Annotated in this window: 22 protein-coding genes; 12 read left to right on the plus strand and 10 right to left on the minus strand. The window is 65.9% G+C overall.

The window, feature by feature from the left end; translation table 11 throughout:
- Positions 1 to 3 precede the first annotated feature (3 nt).
- From QPJ90_RS03870 to QPJ90_RS03890, 5 genes are all read right to left on the minus strand, one after another.
- The gene (locus tag QPJ90_RS03870) at positions 4 to 1,128 is read right to left on the minus strand and encodes a hypothetical protein (protein WP_290133159.1); all 1,125 of its coding nucleotides are present in this window, start codon (positions 1,126 to 1,128) and stop codon (positions 4 to 6) included.
- Positions 1,125 to 2,003: a hypothetical protein gene (locus QPJ90_RS03875; protein WP_290133160.1), complete on the minus strand. Its 879-nt coding sequence runs from the start codon at positions 2,001 to 2,003 to the stop codon at positions 1,125 to 1,127. The genes QPJ90_RS03870 and QPJ90_RS03875 overlap by 4 nt, the downstream gene beginning before the upstream one ends.
- 296 nt (positions 2,004 to 2,299) lie before the next feature.
- On the minus strand, positions 2,300 to 3,310 hold the full coding sequence (locus QPJ90_RS03880; protein ID WP_290133161.1) for a DUF4365 domain-containing protein: 1,011 nt from the start codon (positions 3,308 to 3,310) through the stop codon (positions 2,300 to 2,302).
- A 76-nt stretch (positions 3,311 to 3,386) separates the two neighbouring features.
- Positions 3,387 to 3,806, minus strand: coding sequence for a hypothetical protein (locus QPJ90_RS03885; RefSeq protein WP_290133162.1), 420 nt, complete (start codon positions 3,804 to 3,806; stop codon positions 3,387 to 3,389).
- 200 nt (positions 3,807 to 4,006) lie between these two features.
- A complete protein-coding gene (locus QPJ90_RS03890) occupies positions 4,007 to 4,261 on the minus strand; it encodes a hypothetical protein (protein WP_290133163.1) in 255 nt (84 codons plus the stop codon).
- A gap of 172 nt (positions 4,262 to 4,433) precedes the next feature.
- Here QPJ90_RS03890 and QPJ90_RS03895 point away from each other — a divergent pair, with 172 nt between their 5' ends.
- Complete coding sequence (locus QPJ90_RS03895) at positions 4,434 to 5,402, plus strand: hypothetical protein (protein ID WP_290133164.1); 969 nt, start codon at positions 4,434 to 4,436, stop codon at positions 5,400 to 5,402.
- Positions 5,403 to 5,743: 341 nt separating this feature from the next.
- On the opposite strand, the gene QPJ90_RS03900 is transcribed toward QPJ90_RS03895, so the two are convergent.
- Positions 5,744 to 6,601 carry a Kiwa anti-phage protein KwaB-like domain-containing protein gene (locus QPJ90_RS03900; protein ID WP_290133165.1) on the minus strand — a complete coding sequence of 286 codons (858 nt, stop codon included), beginning with the start codon at positions 6,599 to 6,601 and terminating at the stop codon, positions 5,744 to 5,746.
- 86 nt (positions 6,602 to 6,687) lie between these two features.
- Positions 6,688 to 7,197 (minus strand): hypothetical protein, encoded by a 510-nt coding sequence (locus QPJ90_RS03905; protein ID WP_290133166.1) that lies wholly within the window; start codon positions 7,195 to 7,197, stop codon positions 6,688 to 6,690.
- A gap of 363 nt (positions 7,198 to 7,560) precedes the next feature.
- Between QPJ90_RS03905 and QPJ90_RS03910 the strand changes: the two genes are divergently transcribed.
- Complete coding sequence (locus tag QPJ90_RS03910) at positions 7,561 to 8,640, plus strand: hypothetical protein (protein WP_290133167.1); 1,080 nt, start codon at positions 7,561 to 7,563, stop codon at positions 8,638 to 8,640.
- Between the two features lie 325 nt (positions 8,641 to 8,965).
- Here the strand turns inward: QPJ90_RS03910 and QPJ90_RS03915 are convergent, their stop codons facing one another.
- Entirely contained in the window at positions 8,966 to 9,472 is a 507-nt protein-coding gene (locus QPJ90_RS03915) for a hypothetical protein (RefSeq protein WP_290133168.1), read from the minus strand.
- Positions 9,473 to 9,618: 146 nt separating this feature from the next.
- Between QPJ90_RS03915 and QPJ90_RS03920 the strand changes: the two genes are divergently transcribed.
- From QPJ90_RS03920 to QPJ90_RS03960, 9 genes are all read left to right on the plus strand, one after another.
- Positions 9,619 to 10,257 (plus strand): hypothetical protein, encoded by a 639-nt coding sequence (locus tag QPJ90_RS03920; RefSeq protein WP_290133169.1) that lies wholly within the window; start codon positions 9,619 to 9,621, stop codon positions 10,255 to 10,257.
- Positions 10,250 to 10,564 carry a hypothetical protein gene (locus QPJ90_RS03925; protein ID WP_290133170.1) on the plus strand — a complete coding sequence of 105 codons (315 nt, stop codon included), beginning with the start codon at positions 10,250 to 10,252 and terminating at the stop codon, positions 10,562 to 10,564. Before QPJ90_RS03920 ends, QPJ90_RS03925 begins: the two co-directional genes overlap by 8 nt.
- A gap of 10 nt (positions 10,565 to 10,574) precedes the next feature.
- Complete coding sequence (locus QPJ90_RS03930) at positions 10,575 to 11,591, plus strand: hypothetical protein (RefSeq protein WP_290133171.1); 1,017 nt, start codon at positions 10,575 to 10,577, stop codon at positions 11,589 to 11,591.
- A complete protein-coding gene (locus QPJ90_RS03935; protein ID WP_290133172.1) occupies positions 11,591 to 11,869 on the plus strand; it encodes a hypothetical protein in 279 nt (92 codons plus the stop codon). The genes QPJ90_RS03930 and QPJ90_RS03935 overlap by 1 nt, the downstream gene beginning before the upstream one ends.
- Positions 11,870 to 11,910: 41 nt before the next feature.
- Positions 11,911 to 12,765 carry a hypothetical protein gene (locus QPJ90_RS03940; protein WP_290133173.1) on the plus strand — a complete coding sequence of 285 codons (855 nt, stop codon included), beginning with the start codon at positions 11,911 to 11,913 and terminating at the stop codon, positions 12,763 to 12,765.
- Positions 12,762 to 13,007, plus strand: a complete 246-nt coding sequence (locus QPJ90_RS03945) for a hypothetical protein (protein ID WP_290133174.1) — start codon at positions 12,762 to 12,764, stop codon at positions 13,005 to 13,007. The genes QPJ90_RS03940 and QPJ90_RS03945 overlap by 4 nt, the downstream gene beginning before the upstream one ends.
- Positions 13,008 to 13,093: 86 nt before the next feature.
- Positions 13,094 to 14,032: a hypothetical protein gene (locus QPJ90_RS03950; protein ID WP_290133175.1), complete on the plus strand. Its 939-nt coding sequence runs from the start codon at positions 13,094 to 13,096 to the stop codon at positions 14,030 to 14,032.
- Between the two features lie 379 nt (positions 14,033 to 14,411).
- Entirely contained in the window at positions 14,412 to 14,855 is a 444-nt protein-coding gene (locus QPJ90_RS03955) for a hypothetical protein (RefSeq protein WP_290133176.1), read from the plus strand.
- 91 nt (positions 14,856 to 14,946) lie between these two features.
- Entirely contained in the window at positions 14,947 to 15,327 is a 381-nt protein-coding gene (locus QPJ90_RS03960; protein WP_290133177.1) for a nuclear transport factor 2 family protein, read from the plus strand.
- Positions 15,328 to 15,390: 63 nt separating this feature from the next.
- Here QPJ90_RS03960 and QPJ90_RS03965 read toward each other — a convergent pair whose 3' ends face one another.
- A complete protein-coding gene (locus QPJ90_RS03965; protein WP_290133178.1) occupies positions 15,391 to 15,690 on the minus strand; it encodes a hypothetical protein in 300 nt (99 codons plus the stop codon).
- A 452-nt stretch (positions 15,691 to 16,142) separates the two neighbouring features.
- Between QPJ90_RS03965 and QPJ90_RS03970 the strand changes: the two genes are divergently transcribed.
- Entirely contained in the window at positions 16,143 to 17,414 is a 1,272-nt protein-coding gene (locus QPJ90_RS03970; protein ID WP_290133179.1) for an MFS transporter, read from the plus strand.
- 6 nt (positions 17,415 to 17,420) lie between these two features.
- Here the strand turns inward: QPJ90_RS03970 and QPJ90_RS03975 are convergent, their stop codons facing one another.
- Positions 17,421 to 18,983 carry a Na+/H+ antiporter gene (locus tag QPJ90_RS03975; protein ID WP_290133180.1) on the minus strand — a complete coding sequence of 521 codons (1,563 nt, stop codon included), beginning with the start codon at positions 18,981 to 18,983 and terminating at the stop codon, positions 17,421 to 17,423.
- Between the last annotated feature and the right edge of the window lie 756 nt (positions 18,984 to 19,739).

The following is a 19,739-nucleotide window of genomic DNA, read 5'->3' on the forward strand; positions in this document are numbered from 1 at the left end:
CCGTCAGTCTGGCGGCGTGTGCAATGCGTCTGCGAAGGACGGCCCGGACGGCGGTGGGGTCAGCATCCATGTCGTCAGGGTTTCCCCGAGGGTGTACAGACGCTCCTTCGTCCGCTCGTCTACTTCGTCGCCGGTCAGACCCGTGTACGCACTGATGGCATCGTCAAGTGAGTCGCCTCGGTGCAGGCGCGAGGCGATGTCCTGCATTCCGAGGTGGATCAATCCATTCCGCAGTTTGTCGTTCACGAGCACCCAGCGCGTTCGCTCATCGTCGATGAGGTCAGAGACGTTCGCTGGTACGAAAGCTGGCTGCTCATGGCGGAGGTCGTGTAGCGCCAGCAGCCCCTGATACAGAGCGACGAATCGGTGTTTCCGCGCTGCTGTCTCGCACCACGAGCAACCGACCCGAGCACTACTGAGCTCTGCGGAACGAACCACGCTTTGGACAGTAGCGAGGGCGATTGCAAGCGTTGGGGGTAGTGTTCCCGCAAATAAGCGGGGAAGCGCCTCAGCACTCGTTGCATCCCATGCCGCAAAATCGAGGTTGGCCGACGGCGAGTGATGCGCGATCCCCGAGCCGTTCAGGAGCGCCCCTGCGATATTGCCGGCGCCGACGCTGAGGCGGTACGCGGCAGGCCCTGCCTGATCGAGCGTCGCTGTCTGGTCCGACCGCAAACCCATGAGGAAATGCGCGCTGACGGAAGTCATGTAGGGGCGACCGTCCAACGTGACGACAGAGAGGTCGTCACGGAGGAAGTCAAACTCCGGCCGGAACCGGTTGACGGGAAAGTACGCCTGGTGGTTCGCGTCGAGTAGCTCCCCGAAGTGACGGACTACTCCGGAGAGGTGCCGCTTGTTGTCAGCGAAGAACTTTCCGCTCATCCGCGCTGCTTTCGCTGCGTCTGCGTCCCAATCAGCCTGTAGGTCGATTCCGAGCGATCGTTTGAAGTGCGTCTGCGCTTCGTATGCAGCCATCACGCCGTACTGCAGCAGCCCGAGTTCCGCGGCGTTCGCGATGCCGTCGAGGCCGATCAGCGAGCAGGACACGTAATGCATGTCGCTGCGCGCGATGGCGAGAGCGATCGTCTCCGCTGGATCGAGCTCAGGCCACACGATGTCGCCGTTCACGCCCTGAGTTCTTCGTAGTCGATCGCGTTCAGTAGCGCCCGCAGCTCCGGTTCGTCGTCGAGCGTTAATGGTGTCAGGGTCTTGGCAGCTCCGGCTTGCTTGAGCTGCAGTTCGGTGGCCACGTCGTTGAGGATGCGGACGGACTCGGTGGTCTCCCACTGCACGCCTTCCAGTCGGTGCCGCTCGAATCGGGCGGCCACGAGCGCTTCCGGTCGACGGTTTCCGTACGCGTCGCGCTCCGGAGTCGTTGCAGCAACCATGCGGACGGTCCGCAGGCCCGGAGCGACAGCGAATGCCTCCCTGACTGTGACGAGGATGCATCCGGCGACCGCGGTGGCGTGCCATGCCGATGCTTCTTTTTTCGGCAGCGCTTTGATGGTGGGCCGGCCTGTTGGAGTGACGTCGGGTTTCTTTTGCGGCATGCCGGCGAGCGTCGGCACGATGACCAGCACGGATGCTTCGTCGCCGGAGACACCAAGTGGTGCTGCGGCGGCGTCGTTGTCTTCGAAAGCTGCCGCGAGAGCGCCGATGACTGTTCCCGGGTCGTTCGCGTTGAGCAGCGACCACTCCTGGTCGTGCTGGCGTTGTCGTTCCAGCTGCTGACGGGCGTTCTCACGTCGTCGGTGTTCCACTTCCTGCTGCGTGTCGAGGTTGGCCTGCGCAAGCGCAGCTCTCCGGCGAGCTCGAGCAAAGAAGCTGATGCCTTCGAGTTTCTCCTTCTGCTGCCGTTTCAACACGTCAGCTTCGTGCACCGGTGCTGGCGGCGGTTCCACGCGTCGCTGCGCCGGCTGGAAGGTCTCCCGATGGAGCCCCGCGATCCGCCGGTACACGTCCTCGAGTTCTTCGGCTGCTTCCGCGCGGCTTGATGCGACCACCGCCCTGGTGACTGCCCCGGATGAGCTCCGCCGTCCGACACCGAGACTGGTCGAATATGTCACTGGGCCGATACCTGAGGAGAAGCCGGTCGCTCCGCCGCCGACATGGACGCGTGCTGCACGCGGGCCGATACTCGTCCGCACGCCTCGGCTCGACACACGTACCCGGACACCGGGCGCCATCCGCACTGAGAACCCCATGGCGGCAGCTTAAGTTCGTGAGAGGTCGGCGGTGCTACCGCAGTTTTGGGATGCCGCTAGTGTCTCGGCCTCGGTTGCGAGCCGATTGCGTGTCCTCATGCGGCACTTCCGGGCGCTGCGCGAAGCGTCGCACTGATCCGGTCGATTCGCGCTTGTCGGACTGCTGCTTCGTCGACCCAGGACGGGTTGAAGAGCATCTGCACGAAACGCTCTTGGATTGCGGGGAACTGTCTCGGTTCTTCGGGCACGGTCAGCTGCGAGTCGAGTGCGATGATCGCGTCTCGAACGGCGCGCCCCTTCGTGGTGAGCGGTGCCATCAGCTTCGCGACCATCTGCCGGGACAGCGTGGTCTCTCGCCATGTGGCATAGTCGAGTCGCGCGAGGTCGTGGGCGACAAGAAAGTCGACGTAGCGGTCGAGGAACGCAAATTCATGAGCGCCGAAGCCGTACCCCGGCGGCTCCCAGGTCGCTGACTTGATGTCAAGAATTTGGTCGGTCACTTCTACCGATATCCAGATGCTCCGGGCGACGTCTGTCATTCCCTGCGCGAACATGTCGAGGAACGTCAGCCCTTGCGCCTCCATGTCTGGTTGCGCCATCGCCTGCAGGATCCAATCCACGTCGAAGCCTGCCGACGGGAGCGGTCCGGAGGTTGCGAGCGCGGCAAGGACGCCCTCGGGATCGAACGTGTTACGCCGAGAGATTTCAAGCGTGGTGTTCTCGTCGTGTACTCGGAGCGCTTCGCGGGCGTCCGTCCACAGCGTTTCCATGGTCTCCGGGTTGTGGAGAACGAGGATGACGGGAAGCGGGTAGCTCTCCCAATACTGGCGGTGTTTTGCTTCAGGCGTGAAGCGGACGGAGTCGGTCGTCGTGTTCGCGAAGCGGGACGCGCCGCTTTTCACCTGGACTGCAACTGTCCGTCCGGTAGCCTCCCCGTCAGGGGTTACGTACTCGATGTGACCATCGATACCAACGTCTCGGTGCAGCACTTCCCGCCAGATACAGCGCGCCTGATTGACGATGCCGGCGACCGTCAGAACGCCGGCCTGCTCGACAAAATCTGTGTCTTGTACCCGCGGAAGGGACGGTCTTCTTGCGGTGCTCATAGCGCGACGGTACGTGATAGCGCCGGTTCTCCATACGCGACGCGCACTCTGCGCTGCTACTGACTGCCGCGTGCGTTTACGATCGGCCTCCCGGTACCCAGTACCAGTCGGCGGGTGCGCTATTGAGATGTGTGAAGCCGTCACGTTCCAACGCTTCTCCGAGGTCAGCGATCCTGGCAGCGGCAGCGTCGGTCCACGCTGCGCCGGTTGCTTCGCGCAGGACACGGAGAAGTCTTGTCGGCCGGTTGCCGTGCTTCTTCCGCCAGATCGGTTCCGGCTGCTCGGCGCCGTCGGGCACGGCAATCGTCCAGCCCCACCCGGCGGGCGCGTCTCGCAGCCGCGTGAGGTTCGCTCGGTCGAGCTGCTCGGCGAGTTCAGCGAGCCACAGAGAGGACGGTCCGGTTGATGCCACGGCGTCGCCGCGCAGATCAGCAACGGATCGCGTCCCAAATCGGGTGCGGTGAGATTCGGTGATTGTGAAGAATCGGTCGGTCATGGTGGTCTCCAGTTTTGAGCGGTTGTGCACTGCAGGGGGTTTGTTGCCATCACTATGCGCGGACGACGTGACCGGCTGATGTCACTCGTTCTGGGGCGCTGAGCTGGACGTGAGCAGTCATCGAGACCTCGTAGCGTTAGCCGGTGACTTCTGGTTCGGAACGCGAAATCCTGTCGGCGGAGCAACTTGCCGACGTCCTCTCACACGCGACGGCGGAGCTCCGGACGGTGGGTTTTCCGAGCCGGCCGTTTGGATCGTCGACGCGCATGGAAGAAGCGCATCTCCTGCGAGCGTTGAGCGCCTTGGTTGCGGAACTGGGCGTGCACCTTCGCGCTCGTGAAGTTGTCTCGGAAGAGCAGGTGGAAGCGCTCCTGACGCGGACGCAGGAGCTCGCCGACGTGCTCGCCGGTCCGGACGTCGCGTGTCGGTGCCGTCATGCCGAGCCGGGCGATCACCGCTCGGACGGATGCAACTGGTCGCACCCTGCGTCCGGCGTCGGGTGCGACTGCGATCAGCGCACTGGAGCAGCTCCGATACCGACACGGGCTTGGCTTGACCGGCCGGAATCGATGCCGGACTTCTTGTGACCGAGCCTCGGCTGAGCCCAAGCCCCTGGGGAGCGTCCTGATGGTCAATTGGTGGAGTGTTGGCGTCGCAGCAGTCGGCGCGGCGGTCGCGCTGCTCACTGCGATCGCGCAAGCTCGTACGTATCGAGCTCAACGTCATCTCCGTGAATCCACGGAGGCTGCGGCCGTCCTCCGAGATTTGAAGGCAACGTCCCAAGACCACGACGCCGCGCTCGAGCAACGCCTTGCGGTCCTCGTGAGGTACCACGCTGCCGCGTACGCGTGGAAGCGTCACCTGAAGTTCATCGACCCGGTGAACGCCGTGTTCGAAGCGGTATTCGGCATCGGCATTATCGTCGCCGGTGCACGCATCGTCCTCGACCGTCCGACCTTGCACACCGCCGATGTGCTCTTCGGTCGGTACTTCGGTCTGGGGTTCGTCATCGCTGGCGCCATCTGCACCTGCTACGGCGTTGTTCGGCTGACGCAACTGCGACGGGAACGCCGGATCGTGAGCGCAGCTGGGCTCGATGCGCCCGACCCTCATGAGGCAGCCCAATTGCCGCAAGCAGCCAGCGGCCGGCGAATCAGGTGGCCGGAGGTACGGCAGTTCATCGCGGGTATCGGGCTCGCCGTTGCCGTGTGCTGCTGCGTTCTCGCCGTCGCCACCGCACCTATCCGGCACGAAGCTCTGGACACGGTCGCGCGCTTTGCTGCCGCCGTTCCTGCGCTGGGCGGCTTCGCGGCGCTGATTCTTTCGCGGGCGACTGGATGGACCTGGAGTGCCGCGGTCTTGGGTGCGGGCGCCGTGGTTCCTGTGATTCTCCCGGTGACTTGGTTCGGAATCTGCGTATCGGCGATCCTGGGTGCCGGCGCCGTTATCGCGCTGATCGGCGACGCGTGCGTGTCGATGCGCTCTGCAGAGGAGCTCGTCGAGCCAGCAACGGAGGATGTAAGTACCGGGACCGCGGGTTCGGATCGTGAAACGGAGCCTGACGACCGGAAGGTGGAGAACTCGTCAACCGAGTAGCGCGCCCTTCTCCGTGTGACGCGACTGAACCGCAGCTCTGTCGTGCGGTCTCGGTCCGAGTGCATGGAAGATTTGGCGACGCATCTCGCGGTGGTGCTGTGAGCGGAGCGTTCGACGGAAACGCTTCGCATCTCGTGACCTGGAAGGTGCCCCTGCCATCAATTGGAGTCAGTACACCGCTCATCCCCTTGAGCGAGCCTGATGCGTGGGCGGCGGGTGAGTACGCCGACCGCAGCTACCCGGTTCAACCGAGACCCAAAAAGCTACGCATCGCCAGGTGCCATCTCGCACCGACCTGCCGGCGGCCGCGCTGAGTCCTTGCCCCGATCGAAACGCGCGCCTTAAATGCGCCGCTTTGAACCGGCCGCGAAGGTCTCCCCGGAGAAGTCTCCGGAGTAGATGTCTTGGTTGAGCACCCAGAACAATTCTCGGGCGGTCTCCGCCGTGAAGGAGAGCTTGTCGTCGACGAGCAACGCCTCGTCGTCGAGGCCGTGCTCGCGGATCTTTTCTCGAAGCACGTCCACCGTGAGCGTTTGCAGGTACTCCCGTTTAAGGATGCTGGTCAGCTTCCGACGGAAGATCGAGTTCCGTTTGACCGTGTCGGTGAGGAAGTCTGCGGAGCCGTCGGCGAGTGGGAACGCTGATCCAAGTTGTTGCACCCATTCATCCGCGCGTGCGAGGACCGCGTCGGAGTCTTTGAAGAGGGCTTCGAACCGCTTCTGGTTGAGCGCGTAGACGGTTTCGGCGGTGACGATGACGTCGAAGACGCTGTCGAAGGCGAAGAGCGGCTCACTGATCTCGCTGACGGCTCCGTCGAGGAACCGAGCGACGAGCGGTTTGGTTCCGAGGGAGAGTGGGGTTGTCTTCCGGACGTACAGCGTCGGAGACTCGGACGTCCCTACCGTGAGCGCGTAGCAGATGAATCGGTGCTTCAGGTCGTCGTTGCTTGCCTCATCCAGGTTCACGCCCTGGGCGAGCTCGCTAAGGAGTTCCATGTCCCACGCGTCTCCGCGGGTCGCCCGGACGTATGGTGCGTCATCCTGCTCGTCGTCCGGATCGTAGTCACGGCCGCCCGGCTCGTTTATGGTCTGCGCTGCCGCGTTTGCGTACTCGACAAGCGCGGCGTGCACGGCGCCTGCGATTTTGATTCGTCGCGCATGGACGTGTGTTCCGGTGCGCCAAGCGACGACGAGGGTCATCGGCGTTGTGCTGGTGATTTGTTCGACGGCCGGCATGAGCATCCATTCGCAAGATCGGTGCCGTAATCCTAGCCGCCTTCGAGCAGTTAACGAGGATTCTGTCCGACTCGATCGACTCGGACCTCGTCATTCAAGCTCGTGGTCGTAACCTCTTCCCCTGCTCGGATCTTCCGCTTGCTGAGAAGGTAATATTCCGCGCCGGTGGCGTCCGTCACTTGGAAGACGGAGTAACGGAAGACAAACAGCAGTGGATTGACCTGGATGACGCCTGTCTTGACAGTCACGACCCCGACGATTCCGAGGAATAGGACGTAGGCGACGACATCGGTGGTTGTCGGCTGCGAAACGGTGAGGAACGGCAGCAGGTACCCGGCGAGGTAGCTTGATGCTTCCGCACCCGCGTTGCGGACGGAAGTGATGGTGGACCCGGCCCTGGCGCTTCGCCGGTCGAGGTTCAAGACAGCTATGAGTGCCGCGACTCCCGCTGCGGCGAGCCCAGCTGTGACGATGCGGATCCACGTGTTCTCGATCCGGAGTGCAAGGATCGCGAATAGTGGCGCGTACGACGACAGAAACAGCAGGGGTTTCGCGAACATGGTGACCTCGAGTTGGGGAGCATCAGTGTAGATCTGGCCGCCGACAGTGATGCGGCGCTCGCTCTGACCTATGCGGCGAGATCGTTCGTGGCGTCGGACGTCGGACGGCCATAACCTTGAAGGCGCCATCTCGGTGACCCTACCGACCGGGGGCGGAATCGGCCGGCTGTCAGAGCATCGGGTGGGGCTCAACTGTCCCGTCCCGCGACGACGCATCGTGTTCAACAAGACCTCGCACCCGTGGTTCGAATCATCTCGCGCAGAGCGAGGTCGCGTGCGATAGTTCGATGTGACCTGCACTTGAACGTGCTCGTTGGAGGCGCTGCGGTGGGTTCAGAGAGAGACACGACGTGGCAGGACTCTATGAGCGCCTACGCATCCGTTGATCGGTTGGCGCGTGCGGGTGCCCGCGCCGATGAACTTGAAGGTGAGCTGCTCGATCTTTGGAGCAGCCGTTCCGACGGCAGTCTGACTGTCTTCAAGCACGGGTCTGCCACCTACCTGTTCGAGCTCGCCGCGGGCGATGTTCCTGACCGAACGCTCGCCTGTGTAGGCGTGCCGCCGCAGACCGTCGACCGCCGAGATGTTTCGTACCAGGCTGGGTTTCCTCTGGCTCAGGCCGGTCGGCCGGTCGATCGTGGCCACCTCATGCCGCACAGCGGCGGCGGCCTGTTCGGGCCCAACATCTTCCGCCAGGACCGCGCACTGAACCGAGGACTCTCCCGTGACGGGCAGCGGTACCGGGACACCGAACGAAAGGCGGTGGAACAGCAGGCGATGTACTTCGCCTCCCTGCGATATGCGGATGCGACGGATCATGCGGCCGTGGTCGAGACCGGAACCATCAACGTTGAAGGCGTCAGCGTGCGGGCGTATCGGAACCGGTTCGACGCGACAGCGTTTGCGTCCTACCCGCCTCCCGCCGAACACGACGCCGCTGGCCACGCAGTCTTGAAGACGCTCACCGCAGCACAGCTCGGCGACGTGGGCGAGGAGGTAGTTCGCATCCACCTCGAGACGCTCGGGGTTCGCATCGTCGCCGTCGGCGACTCCCACATCACCCGCAACGAAGGTCGACAGGACCTCGATCTCGTGGTCCTGATTGATGGTGAGCTCACCGTTGTTGAGGTGAAGACTCGCTACCTCGCGCGGTTGGCCGGCACGTTGACCCGCGCCGGCAACCTGCGCCGTCCGCAATTGAGCGCACGAGGCTCCACCCGGCAAGGCAGCGCCAAATACAACGCTGACAGGCTCACGTCGATCCTCGACGTTGATGGTCTCGCCGCCACACGTACGTACATCGTCGACCTGCAGGCGGGCCTCCTGCAGTGGTTCCCGGTCGATGCGTCAGGGCGCTTGCAGGCACCTCCTGAGCCTCCGTCGTCGTGCGCAGACGTGCTATCTGAGGCGATCGAGGTGATCCGAGCCGCCGGCAGGCTCTGATCGCTACAACGGCAACGACGCCGCACAAGCAGCGTCGACGCTATGCCACTCACTGGTCAAGCATGGCCTTCCGGTGCCGTCGGAAGCGACGGAGGACAAGTTCGCGTTGAACGGGAACCGGTACGCCGCACCGACGGTGACCGAACCGACCTTGTTCTAACCCTCCGGGCCGCAGCAGAAGTAGCGAACCGCTGGTCAGGAAGGAGACAGGTCCCCGACCTGCGGTTGCGCACATGTCGTTGCGACGCGCACGACGAGGACGAACAACGACTCGATAGCTCCGCAATCCTGCCGCAGCTTCACGCGGACCGTCGACGGGGCTTCCCTACACAGTCTTGAACTGTCCCGTCTCCTGGTCCCGCGGCATGGGTCGCCGCCGCTCCCACGCCGCCTCGAGACCGCCGATCCGCGATGCGTCCGCGCAGTCGCGGCAGTTGCTTGGGGTGTGACTCGACAGGTGGTTCATCGGGCGCTGTTCGAACGGGCCATGGAGGCGACACCGGATGGCGACCGGAGTGTGCTGGTCGATGTAGACCACCGAGGAGTACTCGTATCGGTCACCGTGGATGGCACGAGCGCGACTGATGAACTGCTCGCGCCGCGCGTCCGACGACGACCCCCGGCGCCCCGAGCAATCCGGGCAACGCTGCCCACGCTTGTGGTCATTCGGCGCCTGTTGAAAGGTGCCATGGTCCTCGCACCCGATGGTCACCTTCGTGTGTGCGTTGACGTACTCCGCCGGCACCGCTGTGTAGTCGTACTGGCCAGCGTGGCGGTCGGCGGCGGCGGCGATGAACGCAGCGACACGGGCGTCGCGGTCGAGGGCAGGCATGAGGCACTCCTTTTCGGTCGTGCCACCTCTATGCGCGGAGACCCCGGGCAGGCGTGCGCTCTACCGCCGGTTGCCACGGCTCCCCGCGTCGCCGCTTCGGCACGTAGCTCTTCCGCAATTCACAATCTGCTGCTTACAATCAGCGCATGGGATTTCGTGAACACGAACAGGCCGCAGCTCCTGATCGTGAGGACAGCGTGAACGTTGGGAGTGAAGATCCGACCGACCCCGGCGGGGCACCAGGTACCCGGGCCCGCAGGATCGCGCGAATCCCGTTCGCGGCGCTTCGGCAGAAGGTCCCAGAGGGCATGGAGGCGCTCATCGCGGAGGTTCGCGACGACCAAGTTCTCATCCCGGGGTTGCAGATGGGTGTCGGGGCGCTCGTTGTTCAGCGATGGGATTCCACGCACGCTGCCGCCGGGTGGACGCTCTACGGCGCAGATCTCACGCTGGACCAGGGTCATCCGTTCGGGTCGATGTTCTACCGCAACGACGCCGACAACCGTGTCCTGCGTGTCGGGGTGAAGTGGCATCCGCCGGTGCAGCAGCTCGAGTTCCCCGCCCTCCACCCGTCGAAGCCAGAGCTGACCTCCGACTGCACAGCTGATGAGGTCGCCGCGGTGGTGCTCGATGCGCGCAGTCGGATCGGGACTCTTGTCGCGGTCAACGCGCAGATCGGGTCGTTCGTCGCCACAACGGAGTCAGAGGACGCGATCCTCGACGCGTCCGGGCTCGGGCTCGAGCGGCTCTCGGAGGACGACCCACGGCTGGCTGGCGATGCCTGACCGCCGTCCGCCGCGGTTCGAGCCGGTGCCGTTGTGGCTGCTGTCGTTGTCGGCGCAGTTCGACGCCGTGATGTGGCCGACGTTGGCGGGGATGACGTTCACGAACTCCACCGGACCGAAGGTCCTGCAACGAACCGTCAATGTCCGCACCACTGAGGACGGGTGGGTGTTCACGCTGCTGAACGGGGCGCCGTTGACGGACCCTGCTGACCCGCTGCTGGAAGCAGCGACGCAGGTGATGGACGTGCTGTCGAAGCTTCGTGCGGTGGGGCGTGGTCCTGAAGTGATGGGGCCGGCTGATGTCTGAACGGCAGTGGGTGCAGGACATCCGTCACGAGCAGACGATTCTGTCGTTGCCGTTCGGCCTCGGGCACACGATCGACATCACCCAGACCCTCACCGTCCTCGCCGCTGCCGGCATGCCGGCACGGGTGGAGGCCTTCGATCGGCTCCGGTTCGACGACGGCCGGACCGCGTTCCTCGCCACCCCGGACCCGACCACCGTCGTCGCCGACAGCGACGGCGCGGAGGGGCGCGTGGATGATGTGATCCTGCTGCCTGGCGGTTCCGAGGGCGGGGTGCTCTCCCTGGTGCGCCGATACCCGGACCTGGTGGTCGTGAACGGGAAACGTGGGCAGGTGTGGGCAGACGGCCGGCAGGTGCATGGCACGTCGGCGCAACGGGAAGCGACCCCGGGATGGCGGACCGTGTTCGCGATCGTCCGCAGCATCGTCCTCCATGGCGGCGGCACGCATGACATCGCCGAACGCATCGGGGTTCCCTTCGAGGAGGTGCGCGCCGCCATGTCAACCCTCGGCGCGCACGTGTTCCACACGCCTCTCGGGTGGGAAGCCGCAGATCTCGGCCAGCTGGTCGACTGGGCCCTCGCGGCGTATCCGGGATACGGCGGTGTCCGCACCTGCTGGCGGGGTGACACCACCATCGACCAGCAAGCGGACGAACTCATCGCGTTGGGTGGGGTGATGTCGGACCGGTGGGCGGCGCAGCAGTCCGGCGTCCTCGTCGCCCCGGACCGGTTGACCGCGTTCTTCCCCGACCATCCGGATATGCAGGCGCTCGGCTACGTACCGGCATCGGCGGATGACGCGACGGTGAAGGTCATCATCCCGCAGGACATCACCATCCTCACCAGCGCGGAAGGGTGCTGCACGGACGACTTCATCACCGCCCACGTGCTCTACGAAGCCGACTGGGTGGCTGCGAACACGGACGCGGTGAACGGGTTATGGCAGGTACTGCACTTCCAATCCGACCTCGCACACGACCTCCGCTGGCACCCCAACAACGGCGACGGTGAGGGCGGGGCGGGTTGATGCTGCAGCTGCTGTCACTGACGTTGGCCTACGACGACACCCGGTTCTTCGGCTCGGTCATGTTCATTGACCCGAACCGCCCCGACGACAAGCCATCAGTGGTTCTCATCGACCACGCCGACGAACCGCCCCGGTTCCGCCTGACCAACGTTGACCCGGACGGGCAGGACCCGACGGCGCCGGCGATGGTCGAAGCGGACCGGATCATGCGGTTCCTCCTCCGCTACACGCCCGACCGCGTCGACCGCGCCGCCGCCGACTTCCCGCCACAGTCCTGACCCGGCCTGCCCGCACCCGCTGTCCCTGGAGGTTTCCGCTGATGCAACGTCTGGTGTCCCTGCACCTCTCGAACGACCGGGTCCTCTGGGGGCACGTCCTTCTCGAAGACACGGACAATTCGGACGCGCACCTGGCACAGATCCTCGTCCGCCCCATCGACGCGGAGCCCGGGTATGAGCTCTACGACAAGCACAACACCGTCTTGTCGGACCTGACCGTGCCAGCGGTGCGGGAAGCGAACCGCATCGTGCAGACCCTCCTCATCCCCGCCTCCGAGATCGCGAAGCGGGAGAAAACCGTCCGCGCGGTGATCCACTCCGGCTACCTGGAAGGGTTTCCGGACGACATGCCGTGGCAGTCGCAGCTGTGGATGTACGCCCGCGGGGAAGTCACCCGCGAACAGCTCTCCGCGTACGCGGACGAAGGCCGACAGATCCCCCTCCAACTCGAACACAGCGCCGTCGGCCCGGCGGACGTTCCCGAGGACTGGTGGCAGACCACGCAAGCGCGCATCCGCCGGCACCTGCTCGACTCGACGCTCAACGAAGCGGAAGTCGCCGCCGCCCTGCAGATCAGCATCGACGACGTCGGCGAGCTGTTCGAATCGAACCGGCTACTCAGCTTCGACCTCGACAGCGAAGAACGCATCCCCGCATGGCAACTCCTCCGAGCAGGCGACGGCGGACCCGCGACACTTCTGCCCGAACTCGATGTCCTCTACGCGGCAGCACCACAGCCGCTGCTCGACGCGGCAGCGATGACCGAGTTCATGACAACACCCCGCACCTTCCTCACCGTCGACGAACGAGTCCTCGCACCGTTGGACTGGATCCGAGAAGGACGACCGCTTGCGACGATCGTCGCCCTGTTCCGCGGACGACGGTGGCGGTCGTGAACCGGCGGCCGGACCCGTTCCCCATCAACATCGCCTTCGACGTCACCGGCGTGCACGGGCAGGTGTTCTTCCGCGACCCACCCAGCACCGTGTCGCGGCAGATCATCATCCGCAGTACCGACACCGGCACCATCTGCGAACCCGCCCTCGGCGATACCCGCACAGGATGGGAGCCATTCTTTGAGGAGCTCCGGAGGCGCATCGCGGCCGCCCAGACCGACACCAGAGAAGAGCGCAGCTGATGGGGCCTGGGCTCGAGTGGGTCGCCGCCGCGTACTCCGGGAGGCCGCAGATCACGATGCCGTACGGGCTCGGCGACACCACAGACTTGACCCTCGCCATCTCCGTCCTCAAGCTCGCGGGCCTTTCCGCGGTGATCGAGTCGCACGACACGATCCGCCTGCCCGACGGCCGCCGCGCACGCTTCCCCTCGTTCACGCAGCGACCACGCGGGGAGGACACGGACGTCGACCTGCTGCTGTTGACGCCGCGAACGGTGACGGCGACGCAGATCGCACTCGCCAAACAAACCGAGACGGTGCTCCTGGTCGATGTCGACCGCCGCCGGGTCTGGATCGACGGCGAACAAGTGCTTGGCGTGCACGACCGGTGGAAGGACGCCGCACCGATCTACGTGACGTTCGCTGTCGCGCGCATGCTCGCGGTCAACGGCTCCACCTTCGACGGAATGGTGCGGGCTGGGCTTACGCCTGGGCAAGTGGACGACGCGCTCGCACGCCTCGGAAAACGCGTCTACCGCACGGACATCGGATGGGAGTCACGGCAGGTCGGCGGCCTCATCGACTTCGCCATTGCCTGCTATCCCGGACCCGGCGGCGTCCGAACCCGATGGACGTCTGACCTGCCGCTCACCGAGCAGGCAGAACGCCTCATCGAAGCCGGCTGCCGCATCTCCGGCCGCGCCATCTCAGAACGGCCCGGCTACCCCGCCATCAGCGAACGGAACATGCCGTACCGGGTCGTCGCGTTCACCGAACAAGAAGTCGACATGACAGTGCTCGGCTTCGAACCCGACACGATCGGCCTCGCCGGCACAGAACTCATACGGCCCGCGGACCCCACCATCGCCGTCACAGCGGCCGCAGCCGGCTACGCCGACCGGACAGACGACATCATCACCGCCAATACGCTCCTCCGCGCCGACCTACGCAACGACGACGACGCGGCCTCGATCGACGAAGTCCGGAGCCGGCTACAGTTCCTCGCCGACACCGGCTACGACCTCCGGCACAACCTCCCAAGCTGAGATGCTTCGCTTTCGGACCAGTTGGCGTCCGTACAAGGCAGCCTCGCGAGAATCAAATCGGACGGGCTATCTGCGACTCGACGACCTGCGAGCACCAGCCGTGCGCCCGCCGTACGGTCAACGACCGGCTAACGGACACGCTCACGTCGTGGCGGCGCGGAAGTGGCGGAGCGGCGGAGCGGCGGTTGCGTGCACGGCCGGCGGAGAGGCGTCACTGCAGCAGGGACTGCACCGCGTCCCACAGATCGAAGTGCTTGCCGTCCGCCGTACACGTGATCGACCTTCACGGCTCCCCGAACGTAAAGGACCGACGTGACCTCGACGAGATGTTCTTCGCGAACGCATTGCGCTCAGCGCTTCGTGTTGAGAGTGTCACGGAGTGGACGATCGAATCACCGCTGCCGCGTTTCGTCGGGCCTTCCAGGAAGCCGATGACCTCGCGCCGTTGGTCCTGCCTGACGGGGAGGTCGTCAGTTCCTCCGACGCCGACATTGCTCCCCTGCGCGACGCTCTCAGGAGTGCTGCGTGGATCCGCACAGTCGAACCCGGAGCGAGCGGCGTGGGACAGACCCTTTCTGTATGGCCGAGCGACGGGGTGCAGGTGAACTTTTTCCTCGGTTGGGGCGCACCGATCGAGTTCGACTTCGACCTCCGGGAGCTGGTCGATGACGAGGCCGTCGACAGTCTCATCCATCTTCTCCGGCTGGTGAGTTCGGTGGTCAGCAAGGACGTCATCATCCGTCCCGAGGGGCAGAACAATGCCCGTCCGGTCCTGCATATCGACGCCACCACCGGCGGCACATCGCTCAGCCCAAGGTCTTGAGCGAAGACCGTCCGCTCACCAATCCCGTACCGGCCGCGGCCGGGCGGGTAGGTTCTGGCGCACCAAGCCAGCACCGTACGAGGAGGACACGATGGCAGCCACCGACAACGCGCAGTTCGTCCGCGAGTTCTACGAGCAGGCGTTCAACGCCGGCGAACCGGAAGCCGCGGCCGCGCGGGCACTCGGCGACACCTACACGCAGCACAACCCACAGGCCGGCGACGGCCCGGACGCGTTCGTCGGGTACGTCCACTGGCTCCGCGGACAGTTCCCCGGCCTGCACCTGGACATCAAGCGGACCATCGCCGAGGGCGACCTCGTCGTCACCCACAGCAACCTGCACCTCGCACCGGGCGACCGCGGCATGGCGGTGGCCGACTTCTGGCGACTCGACGACGGCCGGATCGTCGAGCACTGGGACGTCATCCAGGAAGTCCCCGAGGAAGCAGCGAACACCAACACCATGTTCTGATCACGCTGGTGCAGGAGCGGCCGCGGATGACGAGCTCGGGTCGGGTCCTCCGCGGCCTCCCGCTCATCCCCGGATGAGGACCTCGTGGTCGTCGTGCTTCGTCACGAGGTCCCAGTACCGGGGTGCGATCTGCTCGGCGGTCAGGCTGGAGACGCCCTCCGGGGCCTGGTCGGTGATCCAGACGCCGATCGCCACGTGCGCGACGTGCACGCCGCTCTCGTCAGCCTCGAGCGCGGTACCGAGGTTCAGCGCCCAGTTGCGCAGTGCGGCGCCGCCGGCGGTGACGTTGCCGAAGATCGGGACCGGGTAGACCGTGCCCGCGCCGGTGGTGACGATGATCGTGCCAGCGCCGGCTTCGAGCATCGCAGGCAGCGCTCCGCTCCATGAGACAGATTCGCGAGTGCGTGCCCACTTCGCCGCCTGCGTTCACCGCGCCGGCGGCCGCGGCAGTACGTGAACGGCTCTTGTTGCTCGCTCCGTTTGCCGCCGCCGGAACTTATCTGCGTCGTTCACCTGGCTCCTCCCCGATCTCTCGCCCCATCGTGCAGCCTTCTCCCGCCGACGACGAGAGTGCGGACCAGTGATCATGCAGGCTCGGACGAAAACACCGTCACAAGCGTCCACCAGCGTCCGTCCATCAGCGGAGCTCACGCCGCGTCAGCACAAGTCATGCGCCGAGGTCGGTGTCGTGTCCCGAAAGCGCGCCCGAGTGATAGCTTCGCGCAGTACTCACCCGCCATGGCTCCCCGTGCATGGCTGCGCACCCACGACGTCGTGGGTTCACCCGATCGCTTTCACCCTCCCCGGAGCCCCACATGCACGAGTCTGCCTACGCTGCGCAGTGCACAGCTGCTGAGACCACCCACACACCGACCGCCGCTGCCCGTCCCGGCAAGGGCCTGACGCTGTTCGCCCTAGCGCTCGGGACCTTCGCCATCGGTTCGGGCGAATTCGGGACGAACGGCATCATCGAGCTGTACGCGAAGGACTTCAACGCGTCGATCCCGCTCGCGACGTGGGCCGTGACGGCGTACGCGTTCGGGGTCATGATCGGATCACCGCTCATCACCATCGGAGCCGCACGCGTCAACCGCAGGACGGTCCTCCTCGGGCTCGTCGCCCTCTTCGTCGTCGGTACCAGCCTGTCCGCCGCAGCGCCGAGCGTCGGGTTCCTCATCATCGCGCGGTTCATCACCGGCACGGTCCAAGGCGCCTACTTCGGCGCCGGTGCCGTCGTCGCGTCCTACGTCTACGGTCCGGGCAAGGGCGGACGCGCCTTCGCCACCGTCATGGCCGGCCTCACCGTCGCGACCATCTTCGGCTCCCCCCTCGGGACCTTCATCGGCCAGGCGCTGGGCTGGCAATGGCTCTACATTGTCGTCGCGGTCGTCGGCCTGCTCGCCGGTGTCGCGCTGCTCGCCTGGCTCCCCCGCACCGCCGACCTCGACGGCGGATCCGTCCGCGGCGAGCTGAGCGCCCTCGGTCGGCCGCTCGTCTGGGTCGTGGTCGTCGTCGCCGCGCTCGGCATCTCGAGCATCTTCGCCGTCTACACGTTCATCGCACCGATCGTGACGGGACCGACCGGGTCCCCCGCATCGGTCGTGCCGGTCGCACTCGCGGTGTTCGGCATCGGCATGGCCGTCGGGAACGCCATCGGAGGACGGCTGGCGGACCGGTACCAGTCCCGCGGGCTCGTCCTCGGACTGGTGCTCGTGTGCGTGTTCCTCGTCGTCGTCGCCGTCGGCGGAACACAGCTCCCGGTCCTCCTCGTCGGGCTCTTCGGGGTCGGGGCGAGCGCCATGATGGCGATCCCGAGCATCCAGGTCCTGCTGTCACGCTTCGCGCCGGATGCGCCGACGCTCGTCGGATCCCTGAACCTCGCCGCGCTGAACCTCGCCAACGCCCTCGGCGCCGTCGGCGGAGCGATCGCCCTCAGCGCCGGCCTCGGCGTCCTCAGCGCCCCGTGGGTCGGTCTGCTGATGGTCATCGTCGGACTGGCGCTCTTCGGCGCGGTGATCCCTCGTGCCCTCGGCGCCGGCCGACCTGCGGCTCCGGGCGGTGCCCCCGCGCCCGTGCCCGGAGACTGACGACACCTACCGCTCGTCGGGGTGCTCCCACCGGAGTTCCTCGTGGTCGAGCATCCCCTGGATCCGCAGGTACACCTCGTCGTCGATGCGGTTCGCACGACGGAGGCCGTCGAGCGCCTCACGCTTCCGGGCCACGCCGCGGAGCGTGAGGCGCCGGACGTCCTCGTCCGTCTCACGAAGTTCGTGGTCCTCCACACGCTGCAGGGCACGAAGGTGGTGGTCACGCACGCGTTCCGTCGCGGCCGCTGCGGCTCCCTCCGCCGCAGCGTCGCTCTCGAGGTGCCGCAGCGCGTGATCCGCCATCCTCTGCGTCGCGAGCTGGTGCTCAGCCTCGGCCTCGTCGTCGGTGTGCGGGATGCTCGCGCGTTGCAGGACGAGCGGCATGGTCGCCCCCTGCCCGACGAGGAGCACCAGGATCGTCCCGAACGTCACGACGACGACGAGCTCCCGGTCGGGGAACACACCCCCGTCAGCGATGAGCGCGGGCATGGCGAGTGCAGCGGCGAGCGAGACCGCGCCACGGAACCCGCCCCACACCAGCAGGGCGCGCACGCGGAACGGGACACGGCGCGCGCGTTGGGCCGGACGACGATCGAGCAGCCGGATGGCAGGCGCCATGAGCGCCACCCACCCCAGCCGCACCGCGAATACGGTCCCGGTGATCACGAGCGTCAGCCACAGCGCGTGCACCCCGTCGTCGAGCAGGTACTCGAGGACGGTGCGTGCTTGCAGTCCGATGAGCACGAACAGCGCCCCGTTGATCACGAAGCTACTCACACGCCAGAAGTCGAAGCCCAGCACGCGGGACCGGGACGACACCACCCGCGGCATGAGGCGGCTCAGCAGCAGTCCTCCGGCGACCACCGCGACCACCCCCGAACCACCGACGACCTCGGCCGGGAGGTACAGCGCGAACGGCGTTAGGACCGAGATCGTGGCCTCGAGCGACGGCTGGGTGGCGACCAGCCGCAGGAGGTAGATGACGTACCCCGCTGCGACGCCGACCGCAGCGCCGACCACGAGGGCCCACAAAAACCGCAGCGAGATCTCGCCGACGTCCGGGTCCCGCCCAGCGACGACCGCACTGACTGCGACCGCGTACAACGCCAAGGCACCGGCGTCGTTGATGAGACTCTCGCCGCGCAGCATCACGTCGATCCGCCGCGGCAGCCGCGGCGCCATCGCGGACACCGCCGTCGCGTCGGTCGGCGACAGGATCGCGCCGAGCACGAGCGCCACCGGGAACGCGACCCCGAGAACGGTCGCCACCCCGGCGACCGCAGCGGCCGTCGCGAACACGAGCCCGACGCTGAGCAGCAGGATCACACGGAGATCGAACGCGAACCGCCGGAGCGACACGTTGAGCGACTCCCAGTAGAGCAGCGCCGGCAGGAAGATGTAGAGCACGACATCCGGCGCCAACGCGAGGTCGTGAAAGCCCGGGACGAAGCTGACGGCGGCACCGATCCCGACCCAGCTCCACGGCGCCGGGACACGCAGGTATTGCTGCAGCACGCCACCTGCGAGCACCGCGAGCCCGAGGACGACCGCGATCTCTAGCCCTTCCATGACGCTCAGAGTACGACTGTCATGGCGGTCTAATCAGCGCTCCGGCACCCCGCAGGCTCGCTTGTACCCGAGGTAGACCCACGTACCCCCGTCGCAGCTGCTGCCGACGTCGAGCCGTCGGACACCGTCAGCCGGAAGGACGACGCCTCCTTCGAGCGCCACTTCCCCACTCCGGTCATCGATGCCAACCACGACGAGGTGATCGACCTGCTCGCCGAGCAGCCGATGCGTGCCACAGTCCGACCCGCTTCTACGGCTTCTCGAGCTGACGGACGAGCAGCAACCGAGCCCCAGGCAGCAGCTAGCCGTGTGGGGCTTCTGCTGTGTCCGTTAGCGATCCCCTACCGGCGCAAGAGGCGATGGCGCAGACCAGGGGCAATACGAGCCTAGAACTGGGGCAGCGGGTGATGGCGCGGTTGCCCTAGGCTCCGATGACACATCTAGCTTCGGTCCTTGGGGGTCAAATCGATGCTTGGCCTCGCCTTCAGTCTTGTGACGCTCATGTTCAATCTGCTCGTGCAACTGATGGTTCTGACGCTCCGGTTCGGGTTCTTGCTCGTGCGTCTCACCATCTGGGCCGTACCGGTATTCGCTCGGATCACAGTTCTTGCGATCCGCGTCGTGTGGGCCTTCTTGCCGGTTGCACTTGCGGCTGGCGCAGCTCTCTGCACGACCGTGGCCAGCGTTTCCGGTCTTATCTTTCGCCGACTGCGGGATGGTCGACGAGACATCAGATAATCGTCTGCCGCGAGTAGA

This window comes from Curtobacterium sp. 458, from assembly GCF_030406605.1.
Taxonomy (GTDB): Bacteria; Actinomycetota; Actinomycetes; order Actinomycetales; family Microbacteriaceae; genus Curtobacterium.